We start from the raw sequence: 22921 nt of genomic DNA, 5'->3' as shown, positions 1-22921 counted from the left end.
AGACTGAAAATGACAAGGGCGGCTTCGGCCGCCCTTGTCGCATGCACTGCAACTCAACGCCCCTGCTGCGCCAGCCGCCTGAAGGTCGCCGCATCGATCGGTTCGATCCGGGTCACGGTGCAGTGGTTGCTGTCGGTTTTCAGTGTGCTGCGGGCATCGCCGCAGATCCGTTCAGGGGTGCTGGGCGTGAAGAAGACATAGCTGGCCGAGGCGGCGGCGCCCAGGCAGCGCTTCTGCAGGTGCACCCGATAGTGGTTGTCACCGTCGCGCAGCAGCACCTCGCGTTCCGTGCTGGAGGGGCGGATATCGCGATTGGCGCCGAGGGCAATGCACTCGGACGCGTTGGAGGGCTTGCTGGGTTCAGCGGCGAATGCCGCCAGGGGGAGGCTGACCAGCAGAACTGCCGGCAGCAGGACGTGCGGGAGCAGGGCGTTCATGATCGGGAGGGGGTGGCGATCCGGACTGGATCGGATCCCACGATGCCGCGGCGGCTGCAGGCGCGAATCTGCCGCAAGCGGGGCTGACCGACGCCACGGTGAGCTCGGTCACGGTGACCTCCGGCAGGGCCGGATTCCGGGCATGACAAAAGGCCAGCAACCAGGGCTGGCCTTTTCGAGTGGCGCCAGGCGCCGACCGCTTACTTCATGCGGTAGGTGATACGACCCTTGGTCAGGTCATACGGGGTCATTTCAACCTTGACCCGGTCACCGGTGAGGATGCGGATGTAGTTCTTGCGCATGCGGCCGGAGATATGGGCAATGATTTCGTGCCCATTTTCCAGGCGAACGCGGAAAGTGGTGTTCGGCAGCGTCTCGCTGACGGTGCCCTCGAACTCGATGGAATCGTCTTTCGACATGTAGTCCTGTGCGGTTCAGAAAACGGCCACGCTGGGCCTAAGGCGCGGTATTTTACGCGTGACGGCGCCAGCTTGCAAAGTTTGTGTTAACCCCCGGCCAAACGCCGTGCTGGCAGGCGTCCAACCGCTTGGGTCCACGGGCCTTCCCGGCCGTCACCGCGCACGGCCCGGCGCACGTGCTGCAGGAATTCCGCGCGCGGCAGGTGCTCGGCGCCCATCCGCAGCAGGTGCGGATTCTCCACCTGGGCATCGATCAGTTCCCAGCCCCAACCATGCAGGGTGGATGCCAGGGCGGCCAGGGCGATCTTGGAGCCGCCGCTGGCACCACTGAACATGCTTTCGCCGAAGAACATCGACCCGATTGCCACCCCGTAGATGCCACCGACCAGGGTCTGCCGGTCCCAGACTTCAAACGAATGGGCGAAGCCCAGGTCGTGCAGCTGGCCGTAGGCCTCGACCATCGCCGGGCTGATCCAGGTGCCGTCCTGGCCGGGCCGCGGTGCTGCCGCACAGGCGCGCATCACGCGGCTGAAGGCGGTGTCGGCGGTGACCTCCCACGTACTGCTGCGCAGCTGGCGGCGGAACCGGCTGGACAGATGCACGCCCTCGGTGCGGAACACCATGCGCGGGTCCGGCGACCACCACAGGATCGGCTCGCCCTCGCTGAACCACGGAAAGATGCCGCCAGCGTAGGCATTGAGCAGGCGCACCGGGTTCAGGTCACCGCCGACGGCGAGCAGGCCATCGGGCTGGCGCAGCGCGGTCTCGGCTGGAGGAAAGGGGGCGTCCGGCGCATCAGCCAGGCGCCAGGGCAGCTGGCGGGTCATGCCGCCATTGTATTCGCCGTGGTGACCGCTGATGTCTGGCACCATCAGCGTCCAACGGCAAGGAGCCCACGCATGAGTGACGCGATTACCGCCATCCTCGATGTGCACGACAACCCGCGCACGTGCAACGACAGCCAGAGCATGCTGCTGGCGCTGGCGACTGAGCAGCCGGGCCAGCTCGGTGCGCTGATGCGGCTGGCCCTTGCCCGGCGTTCACCCAGCTCGGCCTTTCTCGACATGACGCTGGATTTGCTGCCCGACGAAGCGGTTGCGCCGGTCTGTGCCGAGGCCCGGCGTCGCTATCGTGATGGCGAGCGCGGTGAGCTGCTGGCCAGCGTGATCGAATTCGCCAGCTACCAGGCGCCGCAGGTGCTGCAGGACGACTGGGAGGCCTTGCTGGCGATTGCCAGTGAGAATGAGCTGCAGCTGGCTTCGCAGGTGTGGCGGGGCCTGCCGTCTGCCACTGCCGTGCAGTGGGCGCAGATTCTGGCCGAAGCCGATGACGATCGCGAAATGGCGCGGGCCAGGGCGCTGCTGCTCGCGGCGCAGCCCGAGAGCTATGCCGTTGCCCGCGGCTACCTCGCTGACTGGGGCGCGCTGGATGCTGAGGTCTGGGCGCATTGGGCCGGCGTGGCTGATGGGCCGCTGCCGCGCCGCCTGCATGGGGAGCGGCCGCTGCACATCCGCTTTGGCCGCGAGCAGCATCGCGCGCAGCAGGCGGACGAACCGAGCTGGCGCAAGCGTATCTGGCGCCTGCACCCGACCTGGAATGGTGGGCAGGTGCACCATGCCGGGCAGATGGGAGGGCCGCTGGAAGCGTTGTGTGGCAGCTGCCATGCACCGCTGCAGCGCCTGCTGCGAACCGACGCTGCCGCGCTGCAGCCGGGCGCGGCGGGTGAGATCACGCTGGGCCTGTGCTTGGACTGCTCCGGCTGGGGAGACCCGCCCGTGCGCTTCTATCGCCACGATGCCGTCGGCCTGCCCAGCTGCCACCCCAGCCAGCGTCTGGAGGTGCAGGCCACGCCGACCGACAGCGGTGACCTGATGCGTGCCGAGATCGGCCTGGTCGCCATGGATACCATGCGGTGGCAGCAGCAGGACTGGGGCCAGTCCAACCATCGGCAGAACCTGTCGCGCGTGGGCGGCGCGCCCAGCTGGGTGCAGAGTGCCTGGTACCCGGCGTGCATCGATTGCGGCGAGGAGATGCCCTTCGTGATGCAGCTGGATTCGACGCTGCCGACCACGAGTGAGGGCACGCTGCTGTGGGGCAGCGGCGGCATGCTCTATACGTTCTGGTGCGCGACGTGTCGGGTGAGTGGGCACTTCTGGCAGTGCACCTGAGCGCAGCGCGCTCGCCATTGTCCTGATAGGTGCCAACGTTGGTTGGCGCGCCCCACTGCCCTGGTAGGTGCCAACCTTGGTTGGCACGCTTCTCGGCGCCGCGCCAGTCGAGCAAGCCCGACTCTACGGCTCTACGCGGAACGGTCCATGCCCCTGCAGCTCCTGCTGGTAGCGCCGCACATCGCGCCGTTCCTGCCGGCACCAGTCCTGCAGTGCTTCTGCGAAATCCGCATCAGCCACCCAGTGCCGGCTGCGCACCAGCGTCGGCAGGAAACCGCGCGCCAGCTTGTGCTCGCCCTGTGCACCCGGTTCGAATCGGGTCAGCCGTTCGCGCAGGCAGTATTCGATACCCTGGTAGTAGCAGGCCTCGAAGTGCAGGCCGGGCAGGGTGGCGCCGCCCCAGTAGCGGCCGTACAGCGTGTCGCCACCGCGCAGGCACAGCGCGCCGGCAATCGGCTCGCCGTCCTGTTCGGCCAGGAACAGCACCAGCCCGCGGCCCAATGAAACGGCCAGATGGCGCAGGAAGGCCTCGGTCAGCGCCGGGGCGTTGCCGTACTCGAGGAACGTCTGCAGGTAGAAGCGATACATCGCCTGCAGGTCGGCACGGCTGGCTTCATCGCCGTGCACCACGCGGAAGGTGATGCCCTGGCGGGTGACCTTGGCCCGTTCCTGGCGGATGTTCTTGCGATGCTTGTGGTTCATCGCGCCAAGGAACTGCTCGAATGTGGCCCAATCGCCCGGGTTCTGCCACTGGAACTGCACGTCTTCGCGCAGCAGCCAGTCATCGCCGAACAGCGCCTCGTCCACTGCGGTGTGGAAGTTGATATGGGCCGAGGACACGTCCAGTGCAGGCAGCGCCTCGCGCAATGCCGACAGCAAGGTGGCGCGACCTGAATCGTGACGGGTCAGCAACCGCGGGCCGGTGACCGGCGAGTACGGCACCGCGCCCAGCCACTTCGGATAGTAGTCGCGGCCATGACGGGCATACGCGTTGGCCCACGCATGGTCGAACACGAACTCGCCGTGCGAATTGGTCTTCAGGTAGCCCGGAATGGCGCCGACCAAGCTGTCGCCTTCCCAGAGCGTGAAGTGCCGGGGCTGCCAGCCCCAGTCCTCGCGCAGGCAGCCGTGCTGTTCAAGGCCTGAGAGGAAGGCGTGGCTGACGAAGGGGTTCTGACCGTCGTGCAGGGCATCCCAGTCGGTGGCGGGGATGGACTGCAGGGAGTCGAGGAAGCGGGGGGAAGGCATGAGGGAAGGATAGGGCAGATGAAACAGAAAGGCCGACGCACTGGCGTCGGCCTTTCATCCGGAGTCGGGCGTGGCTCGGCCCTACAGGAGCGGGTCAGCCTCTCAGCTGGCCTTGCCCTGCGCGTCCAGGTAGCGCTCGGCATCCAGCGCGGCCATGCAGCCGAAGCCGGCCGAGGTGATCGCCTGGCGGTAGTGCTGGTCGGCCACGTCGCCGGCGGCGAACACGCCTTCCACCGAGGTCTGGGTGGCATTGCCGCCCAGGCCCGAACGGATTTCCAGGTAGCCGTTGTTCATTGCCAGCTGGCCGTCGAACAGGGTGGTGTTCGGGTGGTGGCCGATGGCCACGAAGAAGCCGTGGGCGTCGATGTCGCGAGTGCTGCCGTCCAGGGTGGACTTCACGCGCACGCCGGTCACGCCGGCATCATTGCCCAGCACTTCTTCCACCTGGTGGTGCCAGACGGTCTCGATCTTGCCTTCGGCCACCTTCTTGAACAGCTTGTCCTGCATGATCTTTTCCGCCTTCAGTGTGTCGCGGCGGTGGACCAGGTAGACCTTGCGGGCGATGTTGGACAGGTACAGGGCCTCTTCCACGGCGGTGTTGCCGCCACCGACCACGACCACGTCCTGGTCGCGGTAGAAGAAGCCGTCACAGGTGGCGCAGGCGGACACACCGCGGCCCTTGAACTCGTCTTCGGTCGGGATGCCAAGGTACTTGGCGGTGGCGCCGGTGGCGATGATCAGCGCATCGCAGGTGTACTCGTGGCTGTCGCCGATCAGCTTGAACGGGCGCTGCGACAGGTCGGCGGTGTGGATGTGGTCGAAAATGACCTCGGTCTCGAAGCGTTCGGCATGGGCCTGCATGCGCGCCATCAGGTCCGGGCCCATCAGGCCGTGGGCGTCACCCGGCCAGTTGTCCACCTCGGTGGTGGTCATCAGCTGGCCGCCCTGCTGCAGGCCGGTGATGACGACCGGCTTCAGGTTGGCGCGGGCGGCGTAGACGGCGGCGGTCCAACCGGCCGGGCCGGAACCGAGGATGACGAGGCGCTGGTGGCGGGAGGGCAGGCTGGTGCTCATGTAAACTCGCGAAAAGGTAGATGGGACAAGGCGCTGGCGATGTTTGCGCAGCATCCTTGGCTGGTCATAGAGTGGCGGCTGGGGCAGGGCGATTCAAGCCGATGAACGGAACGCCGTCATCCAGCAGTGGTTTCGGCCCCCGGATTGGCCTGCCGGACGTCGCATAACTGAAAACTGACGCCGTCTCATTTATTATCAATCACTAACAGCGCATTCCAAAGGTATGGTCTAAGGTGGCGAAGCAGGTCCCCGAACGCTCCAAGTCCGACGACAGCAAGGCGTCACGTCGCACGGCCGCGGCGGCGACGACCGACAATCCACGCCGCCAGCGTCTCTGGCGCGATCTGGGCCTGATCGCCATCGCGCCGGCCCTGCTGTACCTGGCGGCCAGTCTTTTCACCTATTCAGCGACTGATCCGGGCTGGTCGCATACCGGCAGCGTGGTCGCGCCGGTGCACAACCTGGGTGGCCGCGCCGGGGCCTGGATCGCCGACGTGCTGCTGCAGCTGTTCGGCTACATCGCCTTCCTGCTGCCGGTGGTGCTCGGCGCGCTGGCGTGGATCGCCATGTTCGGGCTCAAGCGCGAGAGCAAGGGCGAGAACGACCTGGATCCTGCGCTGCACCTGGTCGGCCTGGTCGGTTTCCTCATCGCCGGCACCGGCTTCCTGCACGTGCGCCTGTTCAGTGGCGACGTCTCCAGCGCCGGCGGCATCCTCGGCAAGCTGGTGGGCAATTCGCTCACGGTGGGCTTCGGCGCGCTGGGCGCCAACCTGTTCGTGCTGGTGCTGCTGCTGGCCTCGATCACGCTCGCGACCGGGCTGTCCTGGTTCACGGTGATGGAGAAGATCGGCCGCGGCGTGATGTCGCTGGCGCCGTTGCTGGAACGCAAGAAGGAAGAAGTCACCGAGTGGAAGCAGACCCGGGGGATGCGCGAGGAGCGCCAGGAAGTGCGCAAGGCCGACGCCGAGGTGCGCGCCAAGCGCGAGCCGGTGAAGATCGAGCCGCGTCCGGAGCCGGTGATCGAGAAGAGCGATCGGGCCAAGCGCGATACCCAGATTCCGATGTTCCGCGGCGTCAACGGTGATGGCTCGGACCTGCCGCCGCTGGCGCTGCTGGATGATCCCAAGCCGCAGCCCAAGGGCTACGACGAAGAGACGCTGGAGACCCTGTCGCGGCAGATCGAGTTCAAGCTGAAGGACTTCCGCATCGATGCGCAGGTGGTCGGCGCCAATCCCGGCCCGGTCATCACCCGCTTCGAGATCGAGCCGGCACCGGGCATCAAGGTCAGCCAGATCAGTTCGCTGGACAAGGACATCGCGCGCGGCTTGTCGGTGAAGTCGGTGCGCGTGGTCGACGTCATTCCGGGCAAGTCGGTGATCGGCCTGGAAATCCCCAACGTCACCCGCGAGATGATCTTCCTGTCCGAGCTGCTGCGCTCGAAGGAATATGACAAGTCGGCCAGTGTGCTGACCCTGGCGCTGGGCAAGGACATCGCCGGTCGCCCGACCGTGGCCGACCTGGCACGCATGCCGCATCTGCTGGTGGCCGGTACCACCGGTTCGGGCAAGTCGGTGGCGGTCAACGCGATGGTGCTGAGCCTGTTGTTCAAGGCCTCGCCGAAAGACCTGCGGATGCTGATGATCGACCCGAAGATGCTCGAACTGAGCGTCTACCAGGGCATCCCGCACCTGCTGGCACCTGTGGTCACCGACATGAAGGAGGCCGCGAACGGCCTGCGCTGGTGCGTGGCCGAGATGGAGCGCCGCTACAAGCTGATGAGCGCAGTGGGCGTGCGCAACCTGGCCGGCTTCAACAAGAAGGTGAAGGAAGCCCAGGACGCAGGACAGCCGCTGATGGACCCGCTGTTCAAGCCGAACCCGGAACTGGGCGAGGCGCCGCGCCCGCTGGAAACGCTGCCGTTCATCGTCATCTTCATCGACGAATTCGCCGACATGATGATGATCGTCGGCAAGAAGGTGGAAGAGCTGATCGCGCGCCTGGCACAGAAGGCACGTGCGGCCGGCATCCACCTGATCCTGGCCACGCAGCGCCCGTCGGTGGACGTGATCACCGGCCTGATCAAGGCCAACATCCCGACCCGAATCGCCTTCCAGGTCAGCTCCAAGATCGACTCGCGCACCATCCTCGACCAGTCCGGCGCGGAAACACTGCTGGGCCACGGCGACATGCTGTACCTGCCGCCGGGCACCGCGCTACCCGAGCGCGTGCATGGTGCGTTCGTGTCCGACGATGAAGTGCATCGCGTGGTCGAGCACCTCAAGGCGATGGGCCCTGCCGACTATGTCGACGGCGTGCTGGACGAAGTGCAGACGATGGGCGACGGCGTGGTCGTCGGCGCCACCGGCCTGCCCGAGAACAGTTCGTCCGGCGACGAGTCCGACCCGTTGTATGACGAAGCGCTGCGGGTGGTCACCGAGACCCGCCGTGCATCGATTTCCGGCGTGCAGCGCCGGCTGAAGATCGGCTACAACCGTGCAGCGCGACTGATCGAGGCCATGGAAGCGGCCGGCGTGGTCAGCCCGCCCGAGCACAACGGCGACCGCACGGTGCTGGCACCGCCGCCGCCGAAGTAGCACCCGACGTATCCCCCACGACGTCCAAGGAACCGACGCATGCTTCACCCCGTACCAAGCGCGCTGGCACTGGCGCTGGCAGCCTTCCTGGCTGCCGGCCCGGCACTGGCAGACACCGCCACCTCCGCGCCCGCCACGGCGCCGCCTTCCACCAGCGGCGATACCGAAGCCAGCAATAACTTCAGCATTGTCCGTTACCGCGCCGACTACCAGGTGCGGCCGGATGCCGGCAATGTGCAGACCGAAACCTACGAAGTGCTGCTCAAGACCAAGGCCTCGGTCGAGCAGTTCAGCCAGGTGCGGCTGAGCTACAGCGAGAAGATGGAAACCCTGGAGGTGCTTGGCGCCTACACCATCACCGCCGACGGCCAGCGCCGTGACGTGCCGGCCGACCGCATCTACACCCAGGAAAGCTACTCCAGCGCCTCGGCGGCGATGTATGCCGACCGCAAGGTGCGGGTGATCGTGTTCCCGAACCTGGCCCCGGGCACCCGTCTGTACTACCAGGTGCGCCGCACCCAGGCCACGCCGTACTTCCCGGGCTATTTCGGCCTGTGGGAGACCTTCAATGTGTTCACCGAGTACGAGGACGCCGAAGTCACCCTGAGTGCGCCGGCCAACCTGCCGATGTTCATCGACAGCCGCGGCGTGCAGGGCAGCGATCGGCCGACGGTGAAGAACGGCCAGGCGCAGTGGCGCTGGCGCTACCAGCGTCGCGAGGCGATGCCGGCGCAGAACTGGTCGGCGGCGGGCTGGGAGTTCGGCCCGAACATCATGGCCAGTACCTATCGTGACTGGTCGCAGATGGGTCGCGCCTACCAGCTCAAGGCGGGCCCGGCGGCCGAGGTGACCCCGGCGCTGCAGGCGCTGGCTGATGAGATCACCGCGGGTATCAGCGACCGCCGCGAGCAGGCTGATGCGCTGTATCGCTGGGTTGCGCAGAACATCCGCTACGTCGCGGTGTACCTGGGCAATGGCGGGCTGGAGCCGAACAGCGCGCAGAGCATCCTCGACAACCACTACGGTGACTGCAAGGACCACGTGACGATCCTGGAGGCGCTGCTGGCAGCCAAGGGCATCGCCAGCTCGCCGGTGCTGATCGGTGCAGGTGGCGGCCCGACGTTGCCGAAGATTCCGGTGCTGGGCCGCTTCAACCACGCCATCACCTACATTCCCGAGTTTGATCTCTACCTGGATTCGACCACCGCGTGGGCGCGCTTCGGTCAGCTGCCGGAAGGTGATCTGGGTGCGCCGGTGATGCGTACCCGCGACGCCACGCTGGCACGCACCCCGGCCAATACGCCGGAGCGCAATGCCACCTCGATGGAGGTGCGTTTCACCTTCGACGCCAACGGCAACCTGCGCGGCGAGACGATTCCGAAACTGGGCGAGAACGCCGAGATCGGCATGCGCGCCCAGTTCTCCCAGCTCAACGCGCAGAACCGTGCGCGCGCTGAAGAGCAGATCATGGCCGCCTCAGGTTTCGATGGGCGAGGGCAGCTGCAGATCCAGGGCGTGCCGGTCGATCTGACCCGGCCGTTTGGCTATCGCATGGCGTTCCAGGCCGAGGACTACGCCGACTTCAGCGTGGCCGGCGGCATGGCCGTGCCGGACCCGCCGGGTGGCGAGTCGGTGCGTGGCTTGTACGCCACCGCCTCAGCGCCGGCCAACGAGACACCGTTCTACTGCAATGCCAGCCTGCGCGAGGAAACCTATCGCCTGCAGTTCCCGGCCAATGCGCCGATCATCGCCATCCCGGCCAGCCAGCGTTTCGCCAATGCCGCCGGCGAGTACCGGGTGGACTGGAGTCGCGAGGGCCAGGAGGTGATCGTGCACCACCGCTTGCAGCAGAATGCAGTGCGTGGGCCAGAGGCGTTGTGCCAGCCGCAGGACTATCCGGCGTTCCGCGCGCTGTATCGCGAAGTGCGGCGTGGCTTCCGCGGCCAGGTGCTGTACGGCAAGCTGCCGGGATCCGGTGGCTGAATCGCCGATGGACGTTCAGGGCGGCATAATGTCGCCCTGATCGCCCATTCATCTTTCCCCGGGCACACTGGCAACCACCTTTCCTGGCGCCCGCGCCCACAGGATTCCCGCATGAACTTCCGCTTCCGCCGTTTCCTTGCCACCACCACCCTGGCCGTGGCCTGCGCCGCCGCCGGCAGCGCCTGGGCTGGCGCCCGCGATGACCTGAAGACCTTCACCAGCGGCCTGAAGGGCCTGGATGGCCAGTTCAGCCAGCAGGTGTTCGACAGTCGCGGCAAGGTGAAGGAATCAACCAGTGGTCGCGTGGCCCTGTCGGCGCCGCGCCTGTTCCGTTGGGAATACGTGCGCCCGCACGAACAGCTGATCGTGGCCGACGGCAGGAAGGTCTGGATGTACGAGCCGGACCTGGAGCAGGCCACCGTGCGCGAGCAGGGCAAGGAAGAGCAGAACAGTCCGCTGACCGCGCTGATCAACCCGGCGCTGCTGGAGCAGCAGTACGACGTCAGCGAAGAGGCCGCGCAGCGCGACGGCCTGCAGTGGCTGTCGCTGTCGCCGAAGCGCGAGACCGAAGCCAGTTTCCAGTACGCCGCGCTGGGCTTCAACGCCCAAGGCCTGGCCAAGATGGAAATCACCGATGCGGTTGGCCAGCGTACCGTGATCAGCTTCAGTGGCTGGAAGCGCAACCCGGGCTTCGCGGCCGGCACCTTCAGCTTCACCCCGCCGAAGGGCACCGACGTCATCGGTAATTAATGGTGGTCGCCGGGCATGGCCTGGCCCTACCTGCTCTGGTGGGTGCCAACCGGCACCGCCTTGGTGGGTGTCAACCTTGGTTGACACGCTGTTGATCTGCCGGCCAGCGGCCGGCACTACCAGACATCGCGTCCCGCCCGCCGGGCACGGTCCGGCGCTACCGTTGGGCGGCGCGGTACAATGACCGGGTGCCAAGACATCGCTCCACTTCATTCCCCGGACCCGATCTGCTGAGCGTCGATCGGGAACACATGCGCCCGCTGGCCGAGCGCATGCGCCCCCGCACCCTGGACGAAATGGTCGGGCAGAAGCGCCTGCTGGCGCCGGACAGTGCGCTGCGCCGCGCGGTCGAATCCGGTCGCGTGCATTCGATGATCCTGTGGGGGCCGCCGGGCTGCGGCAAGACCACGCTGGCGCTGCTGCTGGCCGAGTACGCCGATGCGGAATTCCGCGCCATCTCTGCCGTGCTGTCCGGCCTGCCGGAGGTGCGCCAGGTGCTGGCCGAGGCCGCGCAACGCTTCGCCGAAGGCCGCCGCACCGTGTTGTTCGTGGATGAGGTGCACCGCTTCAACAAGGCGCAGCAGGATGCGTTCCTGCCGCATATCGAGCGCGGCACCATCCTGTTCGTCGGTGCCACCACCGAGAATCCATCCTTCGAGCTGAATTCGGCGCTGCTGTCGCGTTGCCGCGTGCATGTGCTGGAAGGCGTTTCGCCCACAGACATCGTTGAGGCGCTGGAGCGTGCGCTGGGTGACCGCGAACGCGGCCTGGGTGAAGAGCACATCGAGGTCGCTCCCGAGCTGCTGCTGGAAATTGCGACCGCCGCCGACGGCGACGTGCGCCGTGCGCTGACCCTGCTGGAGATCGCCGCTGAGCTGGCGGGCGGGGAGGGTGGGCGCATCACGCCGCAGACCCTGACCCAGGTGCTGGCCGATCGTACCCGCCGCTTCGACAAGGGCGGCGAGCAGTTCTACGACCAGATCTCGGCGCTGCACAAATCCGTGCGCAGCTCCAACCCGGACGCCGCGCTGTACTGGCTGACCCGCATGCTCGATGGCGGCTGCGATCCGTCTTACCTGGCGCGCCGGCTGACCCGCATGGCCATCGAGGATATCGGCCTGGCCGACCCGCGTGCGCAGAGCATGGCGCTGGAAGCGTGGGACATCTATGAGCGGCTGGGCAGTCCGGAGGGAGAGCTCGCGTTCGCCCAGCTGGTGCTTTATCTGGCCAGCACGGCGAAGTCGAATGCCGGCTATGCGGCCTTCAACCAGGCCAAGTCCGATGTGCGCGAGAGCGGCACAGAAGAAGTGCCGCTGCACCTGCGCAATGCGCCGACCAAGCTGATGAAGGAACTGGGCTACGGCGCCGAGTACCAGTATGACCACGATGCGGAGGGTGGCATCGCGCTCGACCAGACCGGTTTCCCGGATGCGATGGGCGAACGGTTGTACTACAACCCGGTGCCGCGCGGGCTGGAAATCAAGTTGAAGGAAAAGCTGGATCGTTTGCGCGCCGAGCGCGAGGCTGCGCGCGCCGCGAAGGGCCGCTGACCCGGTTCATGTGGCGTCGAGCCATGCTCGACTTCGCTCTTGGCAGGCGTGTTGGCATATTCGGTAAGGCAGTCGAGCACGGCTCGACCCTGCAGTGGCAACATTGTTCCCGGCACGTTCATTTGGCACACTGCGCGGCTACTTTTTCAAGGATCGATGCCGTGCAGGAAATGATTCTGCCGTTGAAGCGCTACGCCCAGTTCGAGGGCCGCGCGAACCGCCGCGAGTACTGGATGTACCAGCTGTTCCTGTTCCTGGTCGCAACGGCAGTGATGCTGCTGGCCGGCGTGCTGGCGATCCTCCTGCGCAACAGTGCCGAAGCGCTGGCCGGCATCCTGATCGGCATGGTGGTGCTGCTGTGTGTGATGTGGCTGGCCACGATCGTGCCGCTGATCGCAGTGACCGTACGCCGCCTGCATGACTGCAACCAGTCGGGCTGGCTGTTCCTGCTGGCGCTGGTGCCGGGGGGCGGGATCGTGATCATGATCTTCTCGCTGCTGCCGGGCACGCCGCAGGAGAACGTTTATGGTCCGGTGCCTACGGGGCCGTGATGATGCATGAGTCGAGCATGGCTCGACGCTACAGAGGCAAAGAAATGAAGCCGGCATTTTGCCGGCTTCATCTTTACTTGATGGTGCAATCGCCGAAGGACAGGTAATCGGTGCCCGAGCTGAACTGCAGCGTGCAGCTGGCGGTGAAGGTCGCGCCTTCTTCCAGTGCGCCCAGCTTGGCCGCCTGCTGTTCGTCGTCGCTGGTCAGCCGGGCCAGGACATTGCCCTGGTCATCGCCGGCCTCGATCAGTGGCTCGCCCGCCAGGTTGCTGGAAACGCTCAGTGCGACGGCAGTGAATGTCACCGTCTGGTTGAGTTGGTCCATGCCCAGTGACGAATTGCCGGCCTCTTCAAAGGCCTGGTAGAGCGTTGGCAGGTCCTGTGCGGCATGGGCGGCCAGCGGTGCGAGCAGGCCAAGGGAAAGGGCGATCAGGGTGGTGCGCTTCAAGGTGTTCTCGCAGTCACGGGATCCATTCCCGTGGGTGGTGGTCAGTAGATCCACGACATGCGTGGATAGGTTTGGCAATAGACAGGGCGCGGCCGATGGCTCGATCACCCATCCATCCGCAGCCCTGCGAGGGTAGGGCGCTCCTGCGCCCCGCTGCCGGGCAAAATAGTGGATTCAGTGTTTCCGGTGCAACCGGGAAAATGAACGTATCGCGCGCGTGATACACAGTGTGACGTTTGATCGATGTGATAATCATTCGCGTTTAAGGTAGACTGCGGTCCCCTATGAACGGGCGGCCATTGGCCGCTCCTGCCGCCGCCGATGATGCATTTCGTCCCGCCTTCGCGCCGTGGTCCGCTGGCCCGCGGCCTGGCCGCCTTGATGATGGGTCTGCTCCTGGCCACCCCGTACGCCCATGCGCAGCAGCGCAATCCGCTGCAGAAGATCGGCCATACCGTACTCGACGAGCCGGCGGCCAGCTATCGCTTCGAGCATTTCGTGGTGGACAGTCCCGACCAGCAACGCCGCTGGCGGGTGAACCTCGCGATTCCGGCCAAGGCCGGCAAGACGCCATCCCCGGTGCTCTACGCGCTGGACGGCAATGCCGTCGCCATGGTGCTGGACCAGCCGCTGCTGGCCGAACTGGCCGCGCGCGAGGCGCCGCCGGTGCTGGTGCTGATCGGCTACGACAATGACCTGCGCATCGATTCCAAGGCGCGCACCCGCGACTACACCGCGTGGATCGACCGCGCCGACGATGAGAGCGGTACGACCCAGGCGGTCGGCGGTGGTGCTGCGGCCTTCCTGGATGTGATCGAACGCCGCATCAAGCCGGAAGTCGAGCGTCGCGCACGCATCGATACGCAGCAGCAAGCGCTGTGGGGCCACTCGCTGGGTGGGTTGTTCGTGCTCAATGCGCTGTACACCCGTCCCGCCGCCTTCCAGTCCTATCTGGCGGCCAGTCCCTCGCTGTGGTGGAGCCAGGGCGCGGCGCTGGGTGATCCGGAACAGCAGTTCGTGCAGAACGTGCATGGCCAGCCGGCAAAGCTCTGGTTGATGCTGGGCGGTGCCGAGCGTGTTGGCGATCGTGGCAAGCGTGACATGAGCAACCCACGGGTGGTCGCGCATCTGCGCCGCATCGGTGGCGCCACGCCGGATGCGGCGATGCAGTTGTCAGAACGGTTGGCCAAGGTGCCGGGCATGAGCGTGCAGTACCGCGAGTTCCCGGGGCTGGGACACGGCCCGATGCTGCCGGCCGCGTTCCATGCCGCGCTGCATGAACTGTACGGCGTGACCGACCGCAGCGCCGGTGACGGTGCCCCCACGGGTGGTGACAACGCCGCCGAGTGAATCCCTTCGCACGCGATGCCGTGCGACCCCACTACCCAGGCGAGGCTGCCGGCGTGCAGCGGCCCAGGCAACCGATGAATCCCGCGTCACGTGGCGCGGCCTACGTGTGCAAGGAGCCTTCCATGTCGTTCCGTCCGTCTTTCCGTCTCACCTCTCTCGCCGCCGGCCTGTTGCTGGCGGTGACCGCCACCGCGCAGCCGGTGTTCGACCAGCCGGCCAACGCCACCTTCAAGGGTGAAGTCGTCTCACGCGGTGAGAACGTGGTTCCCGGCAGCACTGCCGACGTGGTCGGCCGTGGGTTCGTGCCGGGCCAGAAGGTCAGCCTGCTGCGTGGCGACAGCGTGCTCAACGCGCAGCCGCTGGTGGTCGACGCGGATGGCAACTTCAAGGCCCAGTTGAGCATTCCGGCCGACGCGGTACCAGGCACCCATCCGGTGGTGGTGCGCGCCAGCCAACCGGCTGCGGCCACCGTGCTGAAGCTGCGCGTCTCGCCGCAGCTGCCGCTGTCCGGCCAGGCGCAGTTCGCCACCCAGTCCAACAAGCTGGTGCCGGGCCTGTACCAGTCCGCCTACAGCGCCGCCAGCAACGCAGTGTTCGTGACCTCGGCGGTGGGTCGCCCGCCGGTGACCCAGTCGCAGCTGCTGAAGCTGGACCCGAAGTCGCTGAAGGTGACCAAGGCGATCACCCCGGCGCAGGTGCCGGGCAGCACCAACGGTGCGGTCTATGCGGTCTACGGCGTGGGCGTGGATGACACCAACGGCACTGTCTGGGTCACCAACACCCGCCAGAATTCCATCGCGGTCTATGGCCAGAAGGACCTGTCGCTGGTCCACCAGTTCCCGGTCGATGCCGTGCCGCACGCGCGCGACGTGGTGGTCGACGGCACGCGCGGCAAGGTGTTCGCCTCTGCCACCGGCGAGGACCACCTGTCGGTGTTCGATGCGAAGACCTTCAAGGAACTGCCGCAGGTGACGCTGGAATCCGGCGTGGACGACGGCAAGTTCACCCCGATGAGCCTGGTGCTGGACGAGAAGGGCGGCAAGCTGTTCACCGTCAGCATCGGCACCCCGGAGGCGGCAGTGATCGATGTGGCCAGCGGCAAGGTCGAGAAGGTCATCGATCTGGGCAATTCGATCAGTGCCTCGGGCGTGGCCTTCGACGCGGCGCGCAACCGCCTGTACGTGGCCTCGCAGGGCACCGACAACCTGCTGATCGTCGACGTGGCCGCCGGCAAGGTGCTGCACGATGTGCCGGTCGGCGCCGGCGCGCTGAACGTCGCCTTCGATGATGCCTCCGGCCTGGCCTACGTCAGCAACCGTGGCGCTGGCACGGTCACCGTGGTGAACGGTGACGGCAAGGTGGTCGCCAATCTTGATGGCGGCACGCTGCCGAACCACGTCCGCGCCGATGGCAAGGGCAACGTGTTCGCGGTGAACAAGTCGCGCGGCGCTGAAGACCCGAAGGGTGACCGCATCACCCGCATCACCCCGAAGCAGTAAGTCACACGGTGGGGCGGCGTGCGCGTCGCCCTGCCAGCAAGGAGAAAGTGCATGAACATCGCGTCCCGTCTGCGCCTGTGTGCGCTTCCGTTCGCTGTTTCGCTGGCGCTGGCTGCCTGTGGCGGCTCGTCGGCTCCCTCTGATGCCAATACGCCTGCCGAGTCGCCCCCAGCAACGGCGGCCGCTGCGGAAACCGCGCTGCCGGCAGGCTGGCAGCGCGTGGCAGGAGCCGAAATGCCGGCCGTGCACGGCCAGAAGGCGGTGCTGCCGGCCAAGGTGCATTCCGATGATGGCGCCGATATCGAAGTGGCCGATACCAGTCGCATCATCGCCGGTGGCGACGACGTCATCGCGGTGATCGAAGCACTGGGGCTGGGCAAGCAGGTATTTGCCGCGCCGACCAACACCACCACCCAGGCCGGCCTGGCCGCGCCGCACCAGTTCCTGTTCAACCGCACCACTGGCGTGGAGGGCGTGCTGAGCCTGCAGGGCTCGCTGTTCCTCGGCAACAGCCTGCGCCGCCACACCGAACTGGCCAGGAAGCTGCGCGAGGTGGGCGAGCCGGCGGTGGTCATCGATGACCTGCAGCCGGCGCCGGACAAGGTGCGCAAGGTCGCCGCGGCACTAGGGCTGGCCGAGGCAGGGCAAGCACTGGCCACGCAGGTGCAGCGTCAGCTCGACGAGGCTGCAGCGATTGGCAAGGGCCTGGGCCATGCGCCACGACTGATCCACGTATCGGCCACCGGCGCTGGCGGCTCACCGACTGTTGCCGGTGCCGACAGCGCCTCGGCGCAGCTGATTGCGCTGGCTGGCGGCGTCAACATCGGCACCGAGGCGGGGGTGAAGAACTACTCGCAGCTGAGCAATGAAGGCGTGGTCGCCGCAGCGCCGGAGGTGATCCTGGTGACCGAGCATGACCTGCAGCTGTTCGGCGGTGCCGAGGGCCTGTGGAAGGCGTACCCGACGCTGAAGCAGACCCCGGCCGGGCAGGCCAATCGGGTCTGGGTGATGCCGGACGTGCAGCTGAAGTACACCAGTGTTGGTTCCGGTGCGGGCGCGCTGGCGCTGGCCAAGGCCCTGGCGGCGTTGCCGAAGGCATGAGTCCGGCGGATCGGCGCCGCCGTCGCGGGCGGACGATGTTGCTGGTGGCGTTGCTGGCACTGCTGGGTGCGGTGCTGGCCTCGTTCGCCGTGGGCCCGCTGCGGCTGCCGCCGCTGGAGGTGATGCAGGCGTTGGCGGTGAAGCTGGGGCTGCTCGATCCGCAGGCGGTCAGCAGTCGCGACCTCGCCGTGGTCTGGCAGCTGCGCATTCCGCGTGCCTTGCTGGGCGCGATGGTCGGTGCGTCGCTGGCGATGGCCGGTGCCAGCCTGCAGGGCCTGTTCGGCAATCCGCTGGCCGACCCCGGGATCGTCGGTGTCAGCCAGGGCGCTGCGCTGGGTGCGGTGGCTGCCATCGTGCTGGGGGCCGCCGGTGCGGCAGGCTGGCTGGTGCCAGTGGCCGCGTTCGTTGGCGGTGCGCTGGCGATCGGCCTGACCTATGCGCTGGCGCGGCCCGGGAAAGGCAGTGGCAATGCCACGCTGCTGCTGGTCGGCATCGCGATGGCCGCGTTCTGCTCGGCGCTGATCGGTTTCCTCACCTACATCGCCAGCGAAAGCGAACTGCAGTCGCTGGTGTTCTGGCAGATGGGCTCGCTGGCGCGTGCCAACTGGGCCGATGTGGCGGCGGTGGTGCCCCTGTTTGCCATCGGCGTGTTCGCGTTGCAGCGGTTGGCCACGCCGCTGGACATGCTGGCGCTGGGCGAACGCCAGGCGCAGCACCTCGGGCTGGACGTGACCCGCACGCGGCGTCGCCTGGTGGCGTTCAGTGCGCTGCTGGTGGGCGCGGCGGTGGCCTTTGCCGGTTCGATCAGTTTCGTGGGCCTGGTAGTGCCGCACGTGGCGCGCCTGCTGGTCGGCCCCGGGCATCGCTGGCTGCTGCCGTTGTCCGGCCTGCTGGGCGCGCTGCTGATCGTGGTGGCCGACACCGCGGCCCGCACGCTCGATCCGCCGGCGGAGATTCCGCTGGGCCTGTTCTCCGCCGCGCTGGGCGCGCCGTTCTTCCTCTGGCTGGTGCTGCAGCAGCGCCGCAAGGCGGCGCCATGAGCGTACTGCTGAAGCTGCACGAGGTGGTGGTGCGCCGCCAGCAGCGCGAGATCCTGCATGGCATCTCGCTGGCGTTCGAGCCGGGTACCGTGACTGCGCTGGTTGGCCCGAACGGCGCAGGCAAGTCCACGTTGCTGGCGGTAGCGGCCGGCGACCTGCGCGCCGATGCGGGCGAGGTGAGCCTGTTGGGCAAACCGCTGGCCAGCTACAAGGCCGGGCCGCTGGCGCGCGAGCGCGCGGTAATGCCGCAGGAGCACGGCGTTCGTTTCGCCTTCAGCGTAGAGGAGGTGGTGGCGATGGGCCGGTTGCCACACCCGCCGGACCCGGTCACGGACGATGCCCGGGTGGAAGCGGCCATCGATGCCGCCGAACTGCAGGCGCTGCGCCTGCGCGAGGTGCAGCAGCTGTCCGGTGGCGAGTCCGCCCGCACCACGTTCGCGCGTGTGCTGGCGCAGGATACGCCGTTGCTGCTGCTGGATGAGCCGACCGCCGCGCTGGACCTGCGCCATCAGGAGCGCACGCTGCGCAGTGTGCGCGCCTGTGCCGAAGCCGGTGCGTGCGTGATCGTGGTGCTGCACGACCTCAATCTTGCCGCCGGCTATGCCGACCGCATCGTGCTGCTGGAACAGGGCAGGGTGGCGGCCGACGGCACGCCGTTGCAGGTGCTGACCGAAGACAACCTGCAGCGGGTCTACCAGCAGGATGTGGTGGTGCTGGAGCACCCGCGGCGCGGGGTGCCGCTGGTGGTGGTGACCTGAGCGAGGGCCCGCCAGGTTGCTCCGGGTATCATGATCGTTTCGTTTTCTTCAATGGACTGATGCCATGTTCCGCACCGTTACCTGCAGCGTGCTGCTCGCCGCAATGATTGCTTCCGCTTGCGCTGCCAATGCGGCGTCGACCGCTCAGGTTTCGCTGACCGACGCGGCCGAGAACGCCTCGCTGATCGAGACCCGGCATTCCAGTAGCGACGGTGCCGCTGTGACGTCGATGAAGACGCAGTACTTCGCCAACGAGGAAATGTCGGTGAGCTGGGACGACCAGCAGGTGCTGGTGCTGTGCAGGGAGACGGCGTACCTGAAGATTCCTGCGACCAAGCTCAAGGCCGGTGCGTTGACCTCCGAACAGCGGCAGATGATCGTCTACCAGGCGCTGATGTCAGGCCTGGGGGCTGTCGCGGGCGTCATCGGGCCGGCAGGCGAGGTGGTGACCGTGGCCGATGACGGCAGCGAGACCCGCAGCGTTGGCGAAAGCAGCTGGGCGTATGGTGTTGAGCGATACGAGGTGATCACCCAGCGGCTGCCGGACGGTGCACTTCGGGTCCGGACCCGCAAGACGGAAACCGTGAATACCACGCCTCCGGCGGGCCCGGACGACATGTTCAGTACCGAGGACGATCAGGCGGCACGCCTGTCGGAACTGGCGCCGGTGGGCAGCTGGACCGAAGTGGTTGTCCACGGTGGCGCACGGCTGCCACACATGGACCCGGCGACGTCGCTGAAGGGGTGGATCTCGATGGGCGACGACCAGGCGGCGACCGTGGGTGAGGCGCGCAAGCTGCACGACTGCAAGTAGGGCATGGCAGGGGTCAGAGCCCTTTGCTTTGGGCAAAGGGACCCGACCCCGATGTCGGTCGGCTTCATCGTTCTATTAATGTGTGCAATATTCACTTGCGCGCCAGATTGGCAGGTCTAGAATGCGCCCCATGAACCGGATGCCGCTCCTGAAGTTTTTCACCCTGACCCGCGCAAGCGCGGAACGGGCGTGTCTGCCTGGAGCCCCACGAGGCCGTTGAAGCGGCCATCGCTGGACCTTCGACAGAGCGCCCTCCGGGGCGCTCTTTTCGTTTTTGTTTTTTGTTAGTCGACTAACAGTCGACTCTACCCAGTCGACGCTACCCAGTCGACGCTACCTGCTCGACTCTACCCAGTACTGCGAAGGAGAACGTGCCATGCACCAGATCGCCGAGACCGAACGCTAGCCGCGCACCCTGTCGCCAACCGGGGTGTGCGGCCCCTGAAGTTGGCTTTGCAGGAACCTCTTTATGAACACCCACGTCCTTTCCCGCCGTCGCAACCTCGGCATCATTGCCCACATCGACGCCGGCAAGACCACGCTGACCGAACGCCTGCTGTGGAAAAGCGGCGAGATCCACCGCGTCGGCGAAGTGCACGACGGCAATGCAACCACCGATTTCTCGGCGATCGAGCGCGAACGCGGCATCACCATCGGCGCTGCCGCCGTGCAGGCGCAGTGGGCGCCACGTGATCTGCCGCCGCATCGGCTGACCCTGATCGACACCCCCGGCCATATCGACTTCGCCATCGAAGTCGAACGTTCACTGCGCGTGCTCGACGGTGCCGTGGCCGTGTTCTCGGCCGTGGACGGCGTGCAGCCGCAGTCCGAGACGGTGTGGCGCCAGGCGCGTCGCCATCGCGTGCCGCTGATCGCCTTCGTCAACAAGATGGACCGCGTCGGTGCTTCGTTCGAGCGCGTGCTGGAGCAGCTGCAGGACAAACTGCAGGCGCGACCGTGGGCACTGGGCGTGCCGTTGGGCAGCGAAAGCGGCTTCAACGGCTGGGTCGACCTGGTCGATGAACGCGTACTGCACTGGCAGGATGGCGCCGTAACCACGGTGACCCCGTGGGACGACGCGGCACGCGCGCAGTGGCAGGCTCAGCGCGATGCGCTGGTCGAAGCCGTGGCCGATCACGATGAACAACTGGCCGATGCCTGGCTGGAAGGTCGCGCGATCGATGCCGAACAGCTGCGCGCGGCGATCCGCCGGGCGACGCTGGCGGGTGCGGGTGTGCCCGTGCTGGCCGGTGCTGCGTTCAAGGACAAGGGTATCGAGACACTGCTGGATGCGGTGGTCGATTACCTGCCGTCGCCGCTGGATCGCCCTGCCGTGACCGCCGAAAGCGAGAGCGGCGAGGTGGTGCTGCCGCCGGATCCGGACGGTCCGCTGGCGGGCCTGCTGTTCAAGATCACCCACCAGCAACACGGCGCGCTGAGCTTCGTGCGGCTGTACTCGGGGACCTTGAAGGTGGGCGACGCGGTGGCCAGCTCGCAGCACCCACAGGGACGGCGTGTCAGCCGGCTGGTGCGGGTGCAGGCCGACCAGACCCACGACATCGAGCAGGCCGTGGCCGGTGACATTGTCGCGGTGCTGGGCTGGAAGGATGCGGTCAGTGGCGAAACGCTGAGCGGCCGTGCGCAGCCGCTGCGCCTGGAGAACATCCAGGCCCAGGCGCCGGTGCTGGCGTGGCGCCTGGAGCCGGCGCGTGCGGCCGACCTGATCAGGATGGCGCAGGGCCTGGCCAGCCTGGCCCAGGAAGACCCGTCGTTCCGCGTCGAAACCGATCGCGACACGGCGGAAACCCTGGTCTGGGGCATGGGCGAGCTGCACCTGGAGGTGATGGTCGAGCGCCTGCGCAGCGAATGGAAGGTGGGCGTGGGCGTAGGTGCGCCACGCGTGGCCTACCAGGAGACGCCGCTGCGTGCGATGACCGGCGTCGTCGGGCGGCTGGTCAAGCAGACCGGTGGCCAGGGCCAGTTCGCGCACGTGGTGCTGGATGTGTCGCCGCGTGAGGACGGCCAGGTGGTGTTCAACGACCGCATCGTCGGTGGCGTGGTGCCGCGCAGCTTCATCGCCGCGGTGGAGAAGGGCGTACGTGCTGCGCTGTCGGAAGGGCCGCAGGGTCATCCGGTGGTCGGCATCGAGGTCAGTCTTGTCGATGGCCAGACCCATGCCAAGGACTCTTCGGAGATGGCGTTCCATCGCGCGGGTGCCGAGGCGATCAAGGCCGCGCTGGCCGAAGGTGGTACGCAGCTGCTGGAACCGGTGATGGCGGTGACGGTGCATTCGCCGTCGGCGTCGGTGGGCGATGTGGTCGGCGACCTCAACCGGCGCCACGGTCGCATTGCCCGCATCGAGGACCAGGACGGTCGCGCTGAGGTCAGTGGTTTTGCGCCATTGGCGCAGCTGGTGGGTTACACCACGTCGCTGCGTTCGCTCAGCCAGGGGCGGGCGAGTAGCGAGGCGCACCTGCACGGCTACGAGCCGGTACGCGCTGCATGAGGAAACGTGGGGGGGAGCCCGTTCGCGGGCTCCCCTTTTTTGTGTTCGGGGCGCGCATCCACGCATGGCGTGATCTACAGGGTGATCGGGTCGCGAGCTCTGCAGTAGATCCACGCCATGCGTGGATGGGGCCCTCGGGATGCGATTTTTTTGCATTGCATCGCAACAAAACTGCAGAAAAGGCTGGATTAAAGTGATGCCTCACGATAAATTGCGCACCCCCCGTTGCTCGCCGCCGCCCGCACCCTTCTCATGCGTGATGACAAAGACCCCGGAACCCTGGAGCTGACCCTGCCGCGAAAGCGCGGCCGTCCGCCCAAGTTCGGGTACGCCATGAGTGACGCGCAACGGGCCGCGCGCTACCGCGCGCGCCGGGCAGGGCAGGCCAACCACGCGGATGTGCGCTCCTGTTCGGACATGGTGCTGCTGGACAAGATCCGCGCAGCGGTCAGCGCGCGTGACACCGAACTGGCCGGTTTCCTGGTCCATGTGCTCTGGCAGCGGTACCCCCTGCAGCTGAAATAGGCCGACGATGGGGTGGCCGTTGTCATCGAGCTTGTTGATAATGCGGGATTCAGGTTGTTCCCGCTGGCGCGCCCGGGATGGCAGGCGCGCATGATCGAACGGTTCC

Annotated in this window: 20 protein-coding genes; 14 read left to right on the top strand and 6 right to left on the bottom strand. The window is 66.9% G+C overall.

The window, feature by feature from the left end:
• Positions 1–53 precede the first annotated feature (53 nt).
• The 3 genes from AC5P6S_RS07395 to aat all read right to left on the bottom strand — a co-directional run bounded on the left by AC5P6S_RS07395 (position 54) and on the right by aat (position 1683).
• Positions 54–437 carry a hypothetical protein gene (locus tag AC5P6S_RS07395; protein ID WP_032966709.1) on the bottom strand — a complete coding sequence of 128 codons (384 nt, stop codon included), beginning with the start codon at positions 435–437 and terminating at the stop codon, positions 54–56.
• A gap of 200 nt (positions 438–637) precedes the next feature.
• On the bottom strand, positions 638–856 hold the full coding sequence (infA, locus tag AC5P6S_RS07390) for a translation initiation factor IF-1 (protein ID WP_005409596.1): 219 nt from the start codon (positions 854–856) through the stop codon (positions 638–640).
• A gap of 86 nt (positions 857–942) precedes the next feature.
• On the bottom strand, positions 943–1683 hold the full coding sequence (gene aat / locus AC5P6S_RS07385; protein WP_099527800.1) for a leucyl/phenylalanyl-tRNA--protein transferase: 741 nt from the start codon (positions 1681–1683) through the stop codon (positions 943–945).
• Between the two features lie 72 nt (positions 1684–1755).
• On the opposite strand from aat, the gene AC5P6S_RS07380 reads away from it, so the two are divergent.
• Positions 1756–3024 (top strand): hypothetical protein, encoded by a 1269-nt coding sequence (locus AC5P6S_RS07380; protein ID WP_235643765.1) that lies wholly within the window; start codon positions 1756–1758, stop codon positions 3022–3024.
• 123 nt (positions 3025–3147) lie between these two features.
• Here the strand turns inward: AC5P6S_RS07380 and AC5P6S_RS07375 are convergent, their stop codons facing one another.
• Positions 3148–4272, bottom strand: coding sequence for a GNAT family N-acetyltransferase (locus tag AC5P6S_RS07375; protein WP_235643763.1), 1125 nt, complete (start codon positions 4270–4272; stop codon positions 3148–3150).
• A gap of 102 nt (positions 4273–4374) precedes the next feature.
• A complete protein-coding gene (gene trxB, locus AC5P6S_RS07370; protein ID WP_005409600.1) occupies positions 4375–5346 on the bottom strand; it encodes a thioredoxin-disulfide reductase in 972 nt (323 codons plus the stop codon).
• A gap of 233 nt (positions 5347–5579) precedes the next feature.
• On the opposite strand from trxB, the gene AC5P6S_RS07365 reads away from it, so the two are divergent.
• The 5 genes from AC5P6S_RS07365 (at position 5580) to AC5P6S_RS07345 (ending at position 12774) form a co-directional block, all read left to right on the top strand.
• Entirely contained in the window at positions 5580–7940 is a 2361-nt protein-coding gene (locus tag AC5P6S_RS07365) for a DNA translocase FtsK (protein ID WP_495204545.1), read from the top strand.
• A 39-nt stretch (positions 7941–7979) separates the two neighbouring features.
• Complete coding sequence (locus tag AC5P6S_RS07360) at positions 7980–9923, top strand: DUF3857 domain-containing protein (protein ID WP_005409602.1); 1944 nt, start codon at positions 7980–7982, stop codon at positions 9921–9923.
• Positions 9924–10034: 111 nt separating this feature from the next.
• Positions 10035–10673, top strand: a complete 639-nt coding sequence (gene lolA, locus AC5P6S_RS07355) for an outer membrane lipoprotein periplasmic chaperone LolA (RefSeq protein WP_024958744.1) — start codon at positions 10035–10037, stop codon at positions 10671–10673.
• Positions 10674–10924: 251 nt separating this feature from the next.
• On the top strand, positions 10925–12223 hold the full coding sequence (locus AC5P6S_RS07350) for a replication-associated recombination protein A (protein WP_231110314.1): 1299 nt from the start codon (positions 10925–10927) through the stop codon (positions 12221–12223).
• Positions 12224–12384: 161 nt separating this feature from the next.
• Entirely contained in the window at positions 12385–12774 is a 390-nt protein-coding gene (locus tag AC5P6S_RS07345) for a DUF805 domain-containing protein (protein ID WP_005413291.1), read from the top strand.
• Between the two features lie 73 nt (positions 12775–12847).
• Here the strand turns inward: AC5P6S_RS07345 and AC5P6S_RS07340 are convergent, their stop codons facing one another.
• On the bottom strand, positions 12848–13222 hold the full coding sequence (locus AC5P6S_RS07340; RefSeq protein ID WP_005413292.1) for a hypothetical protein: 375 nt from the start codon (positions 13220–13222) through the stop codon (positions 12848–12850).
• Between the two features lie 321 nt (positions 13223–13543).
• Between AC5P6S_RS07340 and AC5P6S_RS07335 the strand changes: the two genes are divergently transcribed.
• The 8 genes from AC5P6S_RS07335 (at position 13544) to AC5P6S_RS07300 (ending at position 22815) form a co-directional block, all read left to right on the top strand.
• A complete protein-coding gene (locus AC5P6S_RS07335) occupies positions 13544–14572 on the top strand; it encodes an alpha/beta hydrolase (protein WP_065183788.1) in 1029 nt (342 codons plus the stop codon).
• A gap of 122 nt (positions 14573–14694) precedes the next feature.
• Entirely contained in the window at positions 14695–16071 is a 1377-nt protein-coding gene (locus AC5P6S_RS07330) for a YncE family protein (protein ID WP_065183789.1), read from the top strand.
• A 51-nt stretch (positions 16072–16122) separates the two neighbouring features.
• A complete protein-coding gene (locus tag AC5P6S_RS07325) occupies positions 16123–17172 on the top strand; it encodes a heme/hemin ABC transporter substrate-binding protein (protein WP_065183790.1) in 1050 nt (349 codons plus the stop codon).
• Positions 17169–18212, top strand: a complete 1044-nt coding sequence (locus AC5P6S_RS07320) for a FecCD family ABC transporter permease (RefSeq protein WP_012480148.1) — start codon at positions 17169–17171, stop codon at positions 18210–18212. Before AC5P6S_RS07325 ends, AC5P6S_RS07320 begins: the two co-directional genes overlap by 4 nt.
• The gene (locus AC5P6S_RS07315) at positions 18209–18970 is read left to right on the top strand and encodes a heme ABC transporter ATP-binding protein (protein WP_024957366.1); all 762 of its coding nucleotides are present in this window, start codon (positions 18209–18211) and stop codon (positions 18968–18970) included. Before AC5P6S_RS07320 ends, AC5P6S_RS07315 begins: the two co-directional genes overlap by 4 nt.
• A 64-nt stretch (positions 18971–19034) precedes the next feature.
• Positions 19035–19784 carry a hypothetical protein gene (locus tag AC5P6S_RS07310; RefSeq protein WP_043033550.1) on the top strand — a complete coding sequence of 250 codons (750 nt, stop codon included), beginning with the start codon at positions 19035–19037 and terminating at the stop codon, positions 19782–19784.
• Positions 19785–20253: 469 nt separating this feature from the next.
• A complete protein-coding gene (gene fusA / locus AC5P6S_RS07305) occupies positions 20254–22290 on the top strand; it encodes an elongation factor G (protein WP_065183791.1) in 2037 nt (678 codons plus the stop codon).
• Between the two features lie 252 nt (positions 22291–22542).
• Entirely contained in the window at positions 22543–22815 is a 273-nt protein-coding gene (locus AC5P6S_RS07300) for a hypothetical protein (protein WP_005409616.1), read from the top strand.
• Positions 22816–22921 lie beyond the last annotated feature (106 nt).

Source organism: Stenotrophomonas sp. YJH_SMC_119 (assembly GCF_059368315.1).
The sequence above is the reverse complement of the archived record's forward strand: the minus strand, read 5'-3'. Positions and strand labels throughout refer to the sequence as shown.